The organism is Lysinibacillus sp. COL-1 (assembly GCF_059814265.1).
In genome coordinates this window covers 663,007-678,435 of record NZ_JCAWSJ010000004.1, presented here as the reverse complement: position 1 = coordinate 678,435, position 15,429 = coordinate 663,007, and the positions used below count along the sequence as shown (strand labels likewise).

The 15,429-nt window shown below is 37.7% G+C and carries 15 protein-coding genes; 1 reads left to right on the top strand and 14 read right to left on the bottom strand.

The genetic code is table 11. The annotated features are described in order from the left end of the window. Positions 1-486: 486 nt before the first annotated feature. The 12 genes from AC6BKE_RS11485 to pdhA form a co-directional block, all read right to left on the bottom strand. Positions 487-1,299, bottom strand: coding sequence for an ABC transporter ATP-binding protein (locus tag AC6BKE_RS11485; protein WP_330493438.1), 813 nt, complete (start codon positions 1,297-1,299; stop codon positions 487-489). Continuing rightward, on the bottom strand, positions 1,296-2,297 hold the full coding sequence (locus AC6BKE_RS11480) for a FecCD family ABC transporter permease (protein WP_036125460.1): 1,002 nt from the start codon (positions 2,295-2,297) through the stop codon (positions 1,296-1,298). Before AC6BKE_RS11480 ends, AC6BKE_RS11485 begins: the two co-directional genes overlap by 4 nt. A gap of 14 nt (positions 2,298-2,311) precedes the next feature. Beyond that, the gene (locus AC6BKE_RS11475) at positions 2,312-3,460 is read right to left on the bottom strand and encodes an ABC transporter substrate-binding protein (RefSeq protein WP_499856846.1); all 1,149 of its coding nucleotides are present in this window, start codon (positions 3,458-3,460) and stop codon (positions 2,312-2,314) included. After that, positions 3,457-4,059: a hypothetical protein gene (locus AC6BKE_RS11470; RefSeq protein ID WP_036125464.1), complete on the bottom strand. Its 603-nt coding sequence runs from the start codon at positions 4,057-4,059 to the stop codon at positions 3,457-3,459. The genes AC6BKE_RS11475 and AC6BKE_RS11470 overlap by 4 nt, the downstream gene beginning before the upstream one ends. Next, the gene (locus AC6BKE_RS11465) at positions 4,056-4,688 is read right to left on the bottom strand and encodes a hypothetical protein (RefSeq protein WP_499856845.1); all 633 of its coding nucleotides are present in this window, start codon (positions 4,686-4,688) and stop codon (positions 4,056-4,058) included. Before AC6BKE_RS11465 ends, AC6BKE_RS11470 begins: the two co-directional genes overlap by 4 nt. 198 nt (positions 4,689-4,886) lie before the next feature. Further along, positions 4,887-5,495, bottom strand: a complete 609-nt coding sequence (locus AC6BKE_RS11460; protein ID WP_058843442.1) for a hypothetical protein — start codon at positions 5,493-5,495, stop codon at positions 4,887-4,889. Further along, positions 5,495-6,121 (bottom strand): hypothetical protein, encoded by a 627-nt coding sequence (locus AC6BKE_RS11455; protein ID WP_089931916.1) that lies wholly within the window; start codon positions 6,119-6,121, stop codon positions 5,495-5,497. The genes AC6BKE_RS11460 and AC6BKE_RS11455 overlap by 1 nt, the downstream gene beginning before the upstream one ends. A 404-nt stretch (positions 6,122-6,525) precedes the next feature. Continuing rightward, a complete protein-coding gene (locus tag AC6BKE_RS11450) occupies positions 6,526-7,413 on the bottom strand; it encodes a LysR family transcriptional regulator (RefSeq protein WP_051891703.1) in 888 nt (295 codons plus the stop codon). A gap of 221 nt (positions 7,414-7,634) precedes the next feature. Beyond that, complete coding sequence (gene lpdA, locus AC6BKE_RS11445) at positions 7,635-9,050, bottom strand: dihydrolipoyl dehydrogenase (protein WP_036125472.1); 1,416 nt, start codon at positions 9,048-9,050, stop codon at positions 7,635-7,637. 4 nt (positions 9,051-9,054) lie between these two features. Then, positions 9,055-10,392 carry a dihydrolipoamide acetyltransferase family protein gene (locus AC6BKE_RS11440; RefSeq protein WP_271912471.1) on the bottom strand — a complete coding sequence of 446 codons (1,338 nt, stop codon included), beginning with the start codon at positions 10,390-10,392 and terminating at the stop codon, positions 9,055-9,057. A gap of 47 nt (positions 10,393-10,439) precedes the next feature. Next, complete coding sequence (locus AC6BKE_RS11435) at positions 10,440-11,417, bottom strand: alpha-ketoacid dehydrogenase subunit beta (RefSeq protein ID WP_036125477.1); 978 nt, start codon at positions 11,415-11,417, stop codon at positions 10,440-10,442. A gap of 3 nt (positions 11,418-11,420) precedes the next feature. Further along, entirely contained in the window at positions 11,421-12,536 is a 1,116-nt protein-coding gene (gene pdhA / locus AC6BKE_RS11430) for a pyruvate dehydrogenase (acetyl-transferring) E1 component subunit alpha (RefSeq protein WP_058843438.1), read from the bottom strand. Between the two features lie 394 nt (positions 12,537-12,930). On the opposite strand from pdhA, the gene def reads away from it, so the two are divergent. Beyond that, the gene (gene def, locus AC6BKE_RS11425) at positions 12,931-13,488 is read left to right on the top strand and encodes a peptide deformylase (RefSeq protein WP_036125484.1); all 558 of its coding nucleotides are present in this window, start codon (positions 12,931-12,933) and stop codon (positions 13,486-13,488) included. Positions 13,489-13,533: 45 nt separating this feature from the next. Here def and phnX read toward each other — a convergent pair whose 3' ends face one another. Together phnX and AC6BKE_RS11415 are read right to left on the bottom strand one after the other, a co-directional pair. After that, on the bottom strand, positions 13,534-14,328 hold the full coding sequence (gene phnX / locus AC6BKE_RS11420; RefSeq protein ID WP_036125486.1) for a phosphonoacetaldehyde hydrolase: 795 nt from the start codon (positions 14,326-14,328) through the stop codon (positions 13,534-13,536). Continuing rightward, a complete protein-coding gene (locus AC6BKE_RS11415) occupies positions 14,318-15,418 on the bottom strand; it encodes a 2-aminoethylphosphonate--pyruvate transaminase (RefSeq protein ID WP_271912469.1) in 1,101 nt (366 codons plus the stop codon). The genes phnX and AC6BKE_RS11415 overlap by 11 nt, the downstream gene beginning before the upstream one ends. Between the last annotated feature and the right edge of the window lie 11 nt (positions 15,419-15,429).

Below are 15,429 nucleotides of genomic sequence, written 5' to 3'. Positions count from 1 at the left end.
ATTATTCAGAATAATTAAAGGAGCTTGCAAATAATAGAAATAATATTTGAAGGCAATACCACTACCTGATTATCAATGTAGCCGACTCACGCACCAAGCTAATACAGTAAAAATAGCTAAAAAGCATGTAGTTGGGAAAACAACTACATGCTACATAGTGTGGAAAAACAAAACTATCCATAGAATGTTTGTGAAAGGTGAAAATGGATTTCCGGCTACTTGCTTTCCTGAGGGCTCGCCTGTCTCGCTATCCCATCGGAGTCAAGTAGCCTTCCAATCCATAAAAAGGTTATCTTTTTAGCAAAGATTTCCACTACTCATTTTATGGAGGGGTGTTGTCACTCATCACTTCTCCATCTTGAAAATAAGGGTCTATCCTCTCTCTAATAAGACAAATAAAGGGTTATTTAGTCCCCAACGGCTAGTATGAAAGAGGAAAAGACACTTTTGCAGAATGGTTGATTGGAGTCAAGCCAGCGGCACTCCTTATTTTTCTGCACCTAATGCACGTGGAACCATTGTTTCTACCACATAATTCTCTTCTTCATACAGTATTTTTTTTAGCTCGATACCAAAAAACGACTGCATTCTTTCCTCCGTCATTATTTCACGTACAGCGCCATATACAACACCCTTATCCTTTGCCGTCATCAGGACCCGATCAGCTAAATAAAAGGCATGATTAGGATAATGCGTGTTAATAATACAAGAAATGCCACGTTCTCTCGCTAATTGCTTGATTGTTTGTAAAATAGTAATTTGTTTTTGAATATCCAAATGTGACTCTGGTTCATCTAAAATAAGTATTTCTGGATCGGCAACCAGTGTGCGAGCTATTAAAGCCAGCTGTAGCTCGCCGCCACTTACCTCATTGCATGATTTTTTTGCTAAATGGACGATACCAATTGTATCTAATGCCAAATGCGCCGCTTCTAAATCTTTTTTTGATGGTTGGGCCAATGTACTAATAAAAGGGGCTCTTCCCATCACAACAAGCTCTTCTATTGTAAAACCAAATACCATTTTATGAGCTTGCGGTACATAGCCAATACGTTGCCAAAGCTCCTTACGCTTGACAGTAGACAATGGCTTGTCATCTATATAGGTTTCTCCCTGCTTCCACTCTAGTAACCCTGTAATACATTTGAGCATCGTTGTCTTTCCAGCTCCATTAGGACCAAGGATGGCCATAATTTGTCCTGGTTCCAGTGTAAAATTAATATTGTTTACATAAAGATTTTGGGATTTCTTACGATGCTTTTCATAATAAAAATTGCCATTTTTCACTTCAATTATCACGCCCATCCACCTCCAGATTTACGCAGTAAATAAGCAAAGAATGGTGCACCAATAATCGCTGTTAAAATCGATAAAGGTATTTCTGTTGCTGTTATAGAACGTGCTAAATTATCAATTACTAACAAATAGACGCTTCCAATAGCAATCGACATTGGTAATACATGCTGATTATTGTTTCCAACAAGCATACGAGCAACATGTGGAATAATCAAACCCACCCAGCCAACAATTCCTGCAACCGCAACAGACACCGCAGTAATCAAAGTGGCACCAAATATAATCATCCATTTCAAAGGCACTACAGAAATTCCCATTGATTTTGCCTCATCCTCTGGGAGGGTTAAAATATTTAATCGCCATCTTAGGAAATAAAGTATTAACATACCGATAATAATCAGTGGTCCACCTATATATAAATCTTTATAAGTAACCGTTCCTAAGCTACCCATCAACCAATAGGTAATCGCAGGTAGCTTTTCCTCTGGGTCAGCTACAAATTTAGTTAACGAAATAAGCGCATTAAACAGTGCCGATGTAATAACACCTGCTAAGACAAACATAAAAATAGGAGCATTTTTGCGTGCGCCAGCAATTAAAAACGTAAAGCCGATGGCACCTAATCCAAAAAGCAATGCCATTATCTGTGTGGCAAAATTTTGCCCAAACAATAATATCCCAAGAGAAGCACCAAAGCCAGCTCCCGCCGAAACACCTAAAATATCTGGTGATACTAGCGGATTACCAAACATTCCTTGGAAGCTAGCACCTGCAATTGCTAAACCTCCACCAATTAACAATGCGAGAAGAATACGTGGCAAGCGAATATTGATAATAACCGTTTCTTCCATCTCTGTCCATGTCGGCTCTATAGGGAAAATCTGTGAAGCAAGAATCTTTAATAGCTGCTCGATACCAACCTCAAAGCGTCCTACACCAAGAGAAATAACGGCAATCACCAAGGGGAGGAGCCATAAAATAATCTTTTTCCAGTTTTGCATTTACCAATCATCCCTTAATATTTAGCTGCTTCTGAAGACGGATTTAAAATAGCTTGAATATCTTCATCTGTCACATCGTATTCATAAAAATCTTTATAATATGCTTTAATCTCATCCTCTATTTTATAATCAAATAGCGCTGGGTGATTTTTTTGTGCAAGCCACTTTAACATTAAAGGTGCGTCTCCACTAGGTGGGAACCAACGATAAATGCCTAATGGAATCTTATACACTTTACCCTCCTGAACTGCCTTCACCTGACTCCAATCCTGCCCAGGTATCTTATTTTCAAGCAAATCAGCTGGCTGTGTTTCTGTAAAATTGGTAATAAAAATAATATCTGGATTCCAAGTATATACCTGTTCCATATTGACTTCTTTTTGTCCTTGGATATCATTTTCAGCTACATCAATTGCTCCCGTCGCATTGAGCCATTGATTACCAAAGAAGTTTTTCCCTCCAATTGTAATCGACTTTTCATTATGTCTAAACAACATCATCGCGCGAGGCTTATCTTTTTCTTCAATCGTTTTTAACTTTTCATCTAATTGAGCTTGTACTTTTTTGCCTTCCTCTAGGAAGCGATTAGCACGTTCTGTTGTGCCTGTTATTTGACTTGTTATTTCTAACCAGCTATTAAAGGTAGCTAATGGCTCTGCCGCAGCTGCGTCAATTGCCTTGAGCGCAACCACAGGAATACCTGCCTCTGATACTTTATGGATTGATTTCTCATCTGTTGCAATCTCTATATATAATTGTGGATTTACTTTCATTAATTCTTCCACATTGACTTCACCATTTTGAATAAACGAAGTATCAGCCTTTAAAACATCTGGAGACATTTTTGCTAGCATCGAATGTTTTGCTGCATTATACGAATTTGGATGCATACCAGCAATTTCTTTTGTAGAATTTGTTGCTACATACCAAGTAGAGAAGTATGGAAGAATGCCTCCCATTACAACACGCTCAATCGAATTTGGTACTGTTACTTCACGTCCTAATTGGTCAACTACAAGCTTCTCTTCCTTTGTCGTTTGTAACTCTGATGATTGTTGCTCCACCTGAGGCTTAGTATTATTTTGCGTCTCTTCGTTGTTATTATTGCAAGCTGCCAGCAACATTGTTAGTGCTACAGCAGCGACAAGTCCATACTTCTTCAATGTTTTTCTTCCTCTCTTAACCATTTTGCCATCCCATGTAAAAACGGCTTTGATTGATCAATAAAACCTAGTCCAATATGAAACATCGGATCAAGTGTAGTGACAACTAGTTCTCCATTAAAACTCACATTATCTACATAAAATAACGATCGTCCATTTGGAATATCTAATAACGATTGCGCTCCTTGTGGTGGTAAAAAAGAACCGTGATAATGCCATTTCATATCATGCAATGTCACGTATTTAAAAAGTGGATGCACATTATTTTGCATTTTCATCGGTAAATCACCGCCATCTCTCACCCACCAACTAAAATTGACCTCAGAATCTTCCCAATCAATTGTCGGAAACCAGCAATCCAATATTTCACCAAAAATAATCAGTCTTTTGCCAGCATTAACAAATTTCAGTAATTGTGACTGATACCGCTTTAAAGAACGGATATCTAAGCGACAAGATAAAATAAGTGTGTCATACTTTGTTAAATCATATTGATGAAAGTGGCGAATATGTAGCACTTCATCATATAAATAATGAAATTCTTGCTCTGCAAAAAAGCGATTTTGAAATGGTAAGCCATTCGTCACAATCCCTATCATTTGCCCCTACCTCCACTTGCATAATTGCGGTTAGCTTCCTCACGAATACAATCTAGCATTTGCATACTAAGCTTTTTCGATGTATTTTCTTCATGCATAAATACCTTGTAAATATCGGTACCTGCCCCTGCAAAAATGGTGCCATTTGTTGAGTGTCGATCAACATAAAGTATCGGTACACCACTTTGATCTGTAATTAACACTTCCGCATGTGCTGGTAATTCTTCAAAATAGCCACGAGAAAAGAAGCCCCGTACACCTTTTCGATAATTAATATCATAAGGCTCTATCCCTTTAAATAAAGAACAATTAGCTTGTTCAATCATGATTTCGCGATCTTTCAATGGAATAGGAGAGCGTTTCCAATTAGCTACATTTGCTAACCATGGCAATGATATTTCTGTCAGTGAAAAGATAACACCACCCTGTAGCAAATATTCATCTAAAATCATTTTATGTTCTAGTAGAAATTGCTCTTCTACATGATTTGTGATAATTATTCCTGCATAGGCAGTTAAATCAACATAGGGTAAATCATATAAATATAAAAATACTAAGCCACGTTCACGATCCTCAGCCGTTAATCGAGTAAACTGAATATCAATGCCAACATAAGCAATAGGTTCCACTAGTTCTCCTACTTTCTTTTATCAAAAAATTTCCGTACCAATGACGAGCAAATTCCAAAATAATTAATTTAATACCACAAGCTTATTTTTCTACACTATGTACGGCAAGCTTTCCTGTCAAAACCTTGAACCAACATACTACTAACACTTGCGTCTCAAATAGAGCTATTAGTAATCATTTTGCGCACTTAGCATTCCTTATATTTGCCCTTTCTTTAGCCAAGGTAAAAATCCTCGTAAGAAGCGTTCTGTTGCCGGCATAAAATAAGATCCAAAATGATAATCTGGATCCAATGTTGTATTGACCCAAATCCCATTTGTGTTCACTCGATCAATATATAAGACGGCCCCACCATCATCTGTCGATACTAAAACTTCACAGCCCTCACTTGGCCAGTACACACCATGTTGATGCCAAGTTGCATCCTCCAATGTAAGGTAATTCTTAAATAAATCATGCGTTGCCTCTATTAAACGCAAGCCACTATCAGCATTAGGCTCTAGCCACCACCAAAAATTAGTTGGCCTAGATTCCCAATTATGCATTGGCAACCAATCTCTGTGCTGAGGGCCAAATGTGACCACTACTTTACCTGTATTCGCAAAATCATAGATCTTTTGAATATTTTTATCTAATAACCCTGTATGAGATTGAGAAGGGATGATTAATACATCAAAGGCATCTAAATTTTCTTCCTCTAACTGACGCACTGGAATCAATTGATCAATATACTGAGCGAATTCAGATGTCTTATATGTACGCCAATGTTGTGAACTACCACTATACATAACAGCTATTTTACGCACTACTTGACACTCCTTTCCGCTAAATACATGTATTCTTCTTGTACCCATTGCATTAGCTGTGTAGGAATACGACTGGTTGTTTTTGATGATGACGGTGTCATGCCTCCAATAGTTAAAAGATTATTACCTGCATGCATAAAAATAGTCCCATTTGTTGAGCTTCGGTCAATAAATGTCACAGGCTCACCGTCTGGCAAGGTTAATAAAATTTCCGCATCTGTAGGTGCTGGATGATGTCCACGAGCAAAAAATCCTTTCACACCTTTATTTATTGTCATATCTTCTTCCTTTACACCTGCAAAAATTCTGTGTTGTTTCGCAATTGAGATGTCATAATCCCAATGATTTCGAATTTCCTTTGCAATAAATGCCTGCTGTCCTGGCAACCAATTTGTGACTAAGTTACCGAAGAAGCATACAATCTTTTTACTTGCCAAAAAATCTGCGATAATTTGCTTCTTTTCTTGCAAAAATTCTTGATCGACAAACCCTAAAATTATCATACATTTATAAGAAGACAGCTCAATATTCGGTAAATCATACATATCTACAATTTCAAAATTTTCATCTGCTTTGCCTTGAGAAAAAATATTACATGGATGAACAACAATATAGTCTTTTGACATCTTCATACCTCCTTGCATTTCGAACTATATCACCATTGATAACGATTATCAATATCATGTAAGGTGTAAGATTTTAATTTTCGCTGTCCACTTATCCGTTTTTCTCGAATTATAAAAATCTCCTATTGTACTATTACATTTTCTTATAGAATGCTATAAACCTACAAATGAAGGATGATATTCTATCAAAAATGATTCTTGGAAGTCATCGCAGAAAAGCTATATAAATTCCTCGAAGTGCTACCATACTGCTGGCATAGATGCTCAATTAAGATAAAAAACCCAAACAATTACGAATCAGTAAATAAAAGCTTCGTATATTGCTTGGATTAAATTAGAAAATATTTTAATAAATATAATAGAAGAAACACTATAAAGGATTTATTTACCATTATAAGTTTAGCTTACCTGATAGACTCTATCTTCAATTTCTTCTTTATACGTTCACAAAATGCTTGTTCTTGCTCATTTAAAATTTGGTTACGGTTAAATACAATACCATTTTTTCGTTTAATAGATAGACCTTTCACATATTTAAACGTTAATTTATCTAGACTATCCTCTATTGATTTATAAGGTAAAAAGGATACGCCCATACCCTGCTGCACAGCCTTCTTAATAATTTCAAAATTAGTCATCTGTATATAATAAACAGGTACTGCCTTCTGATGTAAAGCTTGTTTAATATGCTGATTCAAATAAGAACTTTGGGACAATAGCATCGATAAGTTTTTCAAATCTCTTGTATAAATGATTTGACGACTTGCTAAAGGATGATCATTTGTCATCACTAATACTAATTCTTCCTCAAATAAAATATCGATATCAAATGACTCGTGAACAATCTTATCAGCATCATAAATCGGCATCACAGCAAATTTGGCATGGTTTTCTACTAAACTACTTTTTAAATCTTCATAGCAATAGCTATTAATTTCATATGGATATTGTTTATATGTGCTATTATTTTTATCAAATAGCTCGTCAAAAAAGCTATCTGCAATATAGTGACTTATATATAATTTGATATTTTCCTGTTGTGTCTGCTTTACTGCTATTCGCAATTGTTGGTCCATTTCCTGCATCTTCTGCGCATAAGCCAACACCATTTCGCCTTGTGTAGTTAACTCGATTTGTCGTTTTTTCCGTGAGATCAGCTGGCAGCCTAATTCACTTTCCAATTGCTGAATATGCTGAGAAACTGTTGGTTGGGAACAAAACATCTGCTTCGCTGTTTCAGTAAATGATTTGTATTGTGCTAATAAAATAAATGTTCGGTAGCGCTCATTCATCGTAACCCATTCCTTCATTTTTAATTGATAATTATTATCAATTATAATACTATTTTTTATGCATAAAGTAAAATTTAATATCCATAGGGCCACATCTTCAAGTTATTACCTTTTATTTATTTTATTCAACGACAAGCTGCATTTAAGAAAACAATTGTAAATAAAAAAGGAGTGTAGATAAGCGAATGAACATCCGCTTTTTCTACACTCCTTTATTCAAATTATTTTTTCGCTACAATGTGGATTGGGTTGCCAAGTAATACTTCAGCAGTTTCCATTGTAATTTCACCTAATGTTGGGTGAGCATGAATTGTTAAAGCGATATCTTCAGCAGTCATGCCGCCTTCAATCGCTAAGCCCATCTCAGCGATCATATCAGATGCACCAGCACCTACGATTTGAGCACCGATTAATAAGCCATCTTCTTTACGAGCAACAAGCTTCACGAAACCTTCTGATTGGTTTAATGCAAGCGCACGGCCGTTTGCTGCGAATGGGAACTTCGCTGCAGTGTATTCAATGCCTTCTGCTTTCGCTTGTTCTTCGTTGTAACCAACTGTCGCCATTTCTGGATCTGTGAAACATACAGCCGGTACAGCAAGATAATCAACAACTGATTTTTCACCAGCAATCGCTTCAGCAGCAACTTTACCTTCGTAAGAAGCTTTATGTGCAAGCTGAGGACCTGCAACGATATCACCAATTGCATAGATGTTTGAAATATTTGTACGACATTGTTTGTCAACATTGATTAGACCGCGTTCACCGAATTCAACACCGATTTCAGCAAGGCCCATTTCATCTGTATTTGGACGACGACCCACAGTTACTAATACATAGTCAGCTTCAACTTTCTTCTCTTCTCCACCAACTTCATAAGTTACTACTACGCCGTTTTCAGTTTCTTCAACGCCTTTTGCAGATGCGTTAACTTCCATTTCAACGCCTTTCTTTTTAAGGCCTTTTTTCACGATTTGCGTCATTTGTTTTTCGAAGCCAGCTAAAATATCTTTTCCGCCTTCAATAATTGTAACTTGTGAACCTAGGTTTGCGTATGCTGAACCTAGCTCTGTACCAATATATCCGCCACCGATAACAACTAATTTACCAGGAACTTCTTGTAAAGAAAGTGCTCCAGTAGAGTTTAGTACGCGATCAGAGAATTTGAATGTTGGAATTTCAACTGGACGAGAACCTGTTGCAATAATGACATTGTTAAATGTGTAAGTTTGAGCAGATTCACCATTGATGATACGCACTGAATTAGCGTCAACGAAATAAGCTTCACCTTGTACAATTTCAACTTTGTTACCTTTAAGTAAGCCTTCAACACCGCCTGTTAATTTTTTAACAACGCTGTCTTTAAATGCTTGTGCTTTTGAGAAGTCTAATTTCACATCAGAAGCGATGATTCCCATGTCATCTGAATGTTTAGCTTGCTCAAAACGGTGACCTACTGAAATTAATGCCTTTGATGGGATACAACCTACGTTTAAGCACACACCACCAAGTACATTTTTTTCAACGATTGTTACTTTTTGGCCAGTTTGAGCTGCACGAATTGCTGCTACATATCCTCCAGGACCTGAACCAATGACAAGAGTATCTGTTTCGATTGGGAAATCTCCTACTACCATTTTGTTACGCCTCCATTAATAATAATTCTGGCTCACTTAACAAACGCTTTAAGTGATTTAAAGCATTTTGTGCAGTGGCTCCATCGATCATACGATGATCAAAGCTCAATGATAATGCTAACACAGGTGCGGCTACAATTTCACCATTTTTTATTACAGGTTTTTCTGAAATTCGACCAATACCTAGTATAGCTACTTCAGGATGATTAATTACTGGCGTGAACCATTGTCCTCCCGCAGAGCCAATATTCGTAATGGACATGGAAGCACCTTTCATTTCATGTGGCGCAAGCTTGCCTTCACGGGCTTTCGTCGCTAACTCATTGATTTCATTAGACACTGCAAATACAGATTTGCGATCTGCATGCTTAATAACGGGTACTAATAGGCCTCTTTCAGTATCAGCAGCAATACCAATATTATAGTAATGCTTTTGAATAATTTCTTGCGTTGCATCATCTAATGAGCGGTTAAATTCAGGGAACTCGCGTAAAGTTGAAATAAGTGCTTTTACTACATATGGTAAATATGTTAATTTGACACCTTTTTCAGCAGCGATATCTTTGAATTTTTTACGATGTGCTACAAGAGCTGTTACATCGACTTCATCCATAAGTGTAACATGCGGAGCTGTTTGTTTCGAGTGTACCATTGCTTTTGCAATCGCTTTTCGAATACCAGACATTTTCTCACGAGTCTCTGGGAATTCCCCTTCAAGAACTACAGGTGCTGCTGGAGCTGCTGCCTCTTGCTGAACTGTTGCATCAACTGTTTCAACAGTTGCCGTATCAGCCTCTACAGAGCCACCACCTTTTAAGAAGTTTTCAATATCTTCTTTTAAGATTCGACCATTTTTACCTGTACCCTTCACTTCACGGATGTTAACATCTTTATCACGTGCAAATTTACGTACAGAAGGCATTGCAATCACACGTTTTGTTTCATCAATCACTGTCTCCACTTTTTCAGGAGCTTTTTCTGGTGCCTTCTCCTCTTTAGCAGGAGCTTTCTCTACGTCCTGACCAGACTCTGCAGTTGCCTGAACTTGTGCTTCTGTTTTTTCTTCAGCATGATGATCACCTTTTAGCTTTATGTCCTCATAGCCAGGTGCATCCAAACGGATTAGGACATCGCCAACTACAGCAACTGTTCCTTCTCCTACTAAAACTTCCTCAACTGTTCCTTCAACTGGTGAAGGAATTTCTACTACCGCTTTATCATTTTGGACTTCACAAAGAATATCGTCTTCTTTTACTGTATCTCCAGCTTTAACGAACCATTTCACGATTTCGCCTTCGTGAATTCCCTCGCCAATATCCGGTAATCTGAATTCAAATGCCATGTGTACCCATCCTTTCTAGTTACTGTTGTTCAAGTTTAGAAGCTTTATTAGAATGTTAAAACTTTTTTCGCTGTTTCCATTACATCTTTGTAGTTTGGTAACCAAACACCTTCAGCTTGTGGGAATGGGTACACAGTATCTGGTGCAGCCACACGAAGAACAGGAGCTTCTAAGCTTAAAATTGCGCGCTCTGTAATTTCTGCTACTACGTTTGCAGCGATACCTGCTTGTTTTTGAGCTTCTTGGACAACGATTGCACGACCTGTTTTTTCAACTGATGCGATAATTGTTTCCACATCGATCGGTTGAATTGTACGTAGATCAATGACCTCTACAGAATGTCCTTCTTTTTCTAGTTCTTCAGCAGCCTTTAAGCTTTCATGAACCATTAAACCGTAAGCAACAATTGTTAAATCAGTACCTTCACGTTTTACATCTGCTTTTCCTAGTGGAATTTCGTATGCTTCTTCAGGTACTTCTTCACGGAATGAACGGTATAGTTTTAAATGCTCTAAGAAAATAACTGGGTTGTCATTACGGATAGATGAAATAAGTAAACCTTTTGCATCATATGGTGTTGATGGAACAACAACTGTTAATCCTGGTTGTGCTGTCATTAAGCTTTCTAAGCTATCAGAGTGCATTTCAGGTGTGTGCACACCACCACCAAATGGTGAACGGATTGTTACTGGTGCATTATATACCCCACCACTACGGTAGCTCATACGTGCTAATTGACCACTGATTGAATCCATTACTTCATAAACGAAACCGAAGAATTGAATTTCAGGAACTGGACGGAATCCTTGAAGAGAAAGACCGATTGCTAAGCCACCAATACCTGATTCTGCTAATGGTGTATCAAAAACGCGATCAACCCCAAATTCTTTTTGTAGGCCTTCTGTCGCGCGGAATACCCCACCGTTGACACCTACATCTTCCCCGAATACAAGAACGTTTTCATCATTCTTTAATTCTGTGCGAAGTGCATCTGTAATTGCTTGAATCATCGTCATTTGTGCCATAGGTTATTTCGACTCCTTCTCTTTATAGATTTCATACTGTTCTTTTAAATTAGATGGCATTTCGCCTTTATACATGTTTTCCATTAATTCTGTTACTTTTTGTTTTGGAGCAGCATCTGCTTTTTTAATTGCTTCTTTAATTTCTTCTTTTGCACGTTCGATTACTGCTTCTTCTTTCTTTTCATCCCATAAACCTTTTGCTTCTAGGTATTTACGGAAGCGAACAAGTGGATCTTTTTGTGCCCATTCATTATCTGTATCAGATGTACGGTAACGTGTTGGGTCATCCCCAGCCATTGTATGAGGACCATAACGGTAACACATTGTTTCAATTAATGTTGGACCTTCACCATTAACTGCGCGCTCACGTGCATCACGCGTTGCTACATAAACTGCAAGCGCATCCATTCCATCTACTAAAATACTTGGTAAACCAGCTGCCACACCTTTTTGTGCAATTGTTTTAGCAGCTGTTTGCAATTCACGAGGTGTTGAAATTGCATATTGGTTATTTTGTACGATGAAGATTGCTGGTGATTTAAACGCACCTGCAAAGTTAATTCCTTCATAGAAATCGCCTTGAGAAGAACCACCGTCACCAGTATAAGTTACTGCAACAGCTTTTTTCCCACGCTTTTGTATACCTAGTGCAACACCTGCTGCTTGGATATATTGAGCACCGATAATAATTTGTGGTGCTAGAACATTTACACCCTCAGGTACTTGGTTCCCCATAAAATGTCCACGAGAGAATAAAAACGCTTTATCTAAAGGTAAGCCATGCCATACAATTTGTGGTACATCACGGTAACCTGGTAAAATCCAATCTTCTTGTTCTAACGCAAAATGAGAAGCAAGTTGCGAAGCTTCTTGACCAGCAGTCGGCGCGTAGAAGCCTAAACGACCTTGACGGTTTAGTGAGATTGAACGTTGATCTAAAATACGTGTATAAACCATACGTGTCATTAGTTCAACTAGTTCCTCATCTGATAATTGTGGATCTGCCTCTTTATTTATAATTTCGCCTTCTTCATTCAAAATTTGAAACATTTCAAACTTATCTTCGATTTCAGTTAGCGTTTGTTTAGCATCAAAAATATTATTGTTTTTCTTGCTCATTTGTCACATCTCCCTTTCAGCTGTATTAAAATAAATCACCTTTTTAACTAGTACAACTTATTCTTGAAATTCAGTATACTGAATAAAATACTGTCGGTCAATCATCTATTACTGCTCTATACAAAGATTTTTTCTAGAATAACAATCAAACATTGCTGTCCTATACTGTATCAGTAATATTCAAATTCTGTATTACAACACCTTATTTACACCGTACAGCTCATACGTTTTCTCACAGCTTTTCCCCTAGTAGAATACCCCATTCTCGAAAATCTAATAGCATTAGAAAAATTTTTTGAGTATATTCAAATAAGGTCTTTTTTCATGTGATTGTTTTAAGACGTGATGTATACTTATTAATAAGGCACTACAAAGTTGAAAGGAAGATTACTATATGATTTTAATGGATGATATTATCCGCGAAGGTCATCCGACTTTACGCACAAAAGCAGAGGAAGTTAAATTCCCTTTAACTGATGAAACAAGAAAGCTTGCAGAGGATATGCTTCAATATTTAATCAACAGCCAAGATCCTGAAATGGCCGAAAAATATAATTTGCGTAGTGGCATTGGCTTAGCTGCCAATCAGGTAAATTGCTTACAGCGTATGTTTGCCCTTCATTTAAAAGATGAGGCTGGCGAACAATTAAGCTTTGTGGCCATTAATCCAAAGATCGTTAGCCACTCTGTCGAAAACACATACCTATCAGCAGGAGAAGGATGTCTTTCTGTTGATCGTAATATTCCTGGGTATGTGCCACGTCATGCACGCATCACAGTAAAATTTAAAACAATTGATGGTGAAGAGAAAAAGATGCGCCTTAAAGGATTGCCGGCTATTGCATTTCAGCATGAATTAGACCATCTGAATGGTGTTATGTTTTATGACCGAATTAATGAAAAAAATCCATTTGCCGAAATACCAGATTCAATCCCATATGAGCGAGACTAAAAACAAACCTCGGCAGTTATCCACATCTGCCGAGGTTTGTTTTGTTTATATTCTAGTTATACGTTCATTAATCGTTTCAATTAACGCAGGTAGCTCTGCCATAGTTTCAATCGTATAATGAGCGCCAGTTTCTTCAAAAATGCATTTCGTTTTCGCTATCACTTGCTGTTGTTCTTCAGCAGTTAATGCTTGGAACTCTGCTTCAGAAAGTCCCATTTCTGAACTTCCAATAATAACACCAACAGCCCAAACACCTGCATTCAAGGCCTCCATTATATCTGAGGTTGTATCGCCAACCTTCACAACTTGCTTTGTTGCTTTTGACCCTAATGCCTCCATATTTTTAAAAATCATGAATGGGTATGGTCGTCCTTTATCCCCTACCTGTGTAGGTGTTACGAGAAAATCAGGTTGATAACCCTTGTCAGCTGCATGTCTTGTCACTACTTCCATCATGGAATCAGTATAGCCTGTCGTTGAGCCAATTCGAATTCCCGCTTCTCTCAATTGCTGTACGGTCGCTTTCACATGCTGGATAGGATCTGTATAAGTTGCCAACGATTCCATTAACTTTGTTTCGAACTGCTTGTATAATGCACTTACATTTTCTTCTGTAAAGGCTTGTCCATGCACACGTTGCCATTCATCAGCAATTCTTGGCATTTCCAGCATCGTACGGATATGGTCAATTTTCAGCATACCCATTGGTTTACGAGCCTCTTCCAGTGTAACTGTGACACCTGCATCTTCAAAAATCGTTAAAAAAACATTTACAGGGGCAAAGCAACCAAAATCTACTGCTGTCCCTGCCCAATCCAAAATAACCGTTTCAATTTTCATTCGTTTTCACCACCATATAATTTTCTATGACCTCACATAACGTCAGCATATCTTCCTCATGAATATCACCAATATTGCCAATACGGAATGTATCCACATCAGTCAACTTACCAGGATAGATGACAAAACCCTCTTTTTTCATTTCCTGATAAAAATGCTCAAAAGTAAACTCGTTGTGTGGGAATAAAAATGTTGTAATAATAGGTGATTGAAGCTCTTTTGAAACGTACGCTTCAAACCCAAGCACTGACAAACGAGAGCGAAGTATATGATTATTATGCGCATAGCGCTTATGGCGGGCATCGATTCCACCTTCATCGATTAACTCCTCAAGCGCCTTCGCAAAAGCTGCCACTACATGAGTAGGTGATGTGAACCGCCACTTTCCATCTTGCTTCATCACTTCCCATTGGCTATACAAGTCTAATGCTACGCTACGGGCTTGTCCTTTACATTTTTCTAAAGCTTTTGTGTTCGCGATAACAAATCCAAAACCTGGCACACCTTGAATACATTTATTGGCACTACTAATGCAAAAATCAATATGCAAATTGGATACATCCATCGGTACACCACCAAAGCTACTCATCGCATCCACGATAAACGTTTTATCGAATAAATGAACAACTTCTCCTATTTCTTTTATTGGATTTAAAATACCAGTAGTTGTCTCACAATGCACTACGGCTACATGTGTAATACTTGCATCTTTTTCAAGAAAAGCTTGAACTTCTAATGATGATGGCTGTTCATCGTAAGGGACACTATAAACAACGTGTTGTAACTTTAAAACGTTAGCCATTTCAACAATTCGCTCACCATAAGCACCATTTGTTAGAATTAGTACTTTATCGTTATCACCAATCGCAGTTGTTAGTACAGACTCTACGACAAAGCTTCCACTTCCTTGCATAAGCACCGTAGTATATTCAGGCTCCTCGACATGAGCTAACGCTAAAAGTTGCTTGCGAATCACTTGTGTCACATTTTTATAGTCGTCATCCCATGTGCAACGATCTTTTAACATTTCTTGTTTTACCGCTTCAGTTGTTGTCAATGGTCCTGGTGTCAATAATTTATAGTTACTCATCTGCTATAACT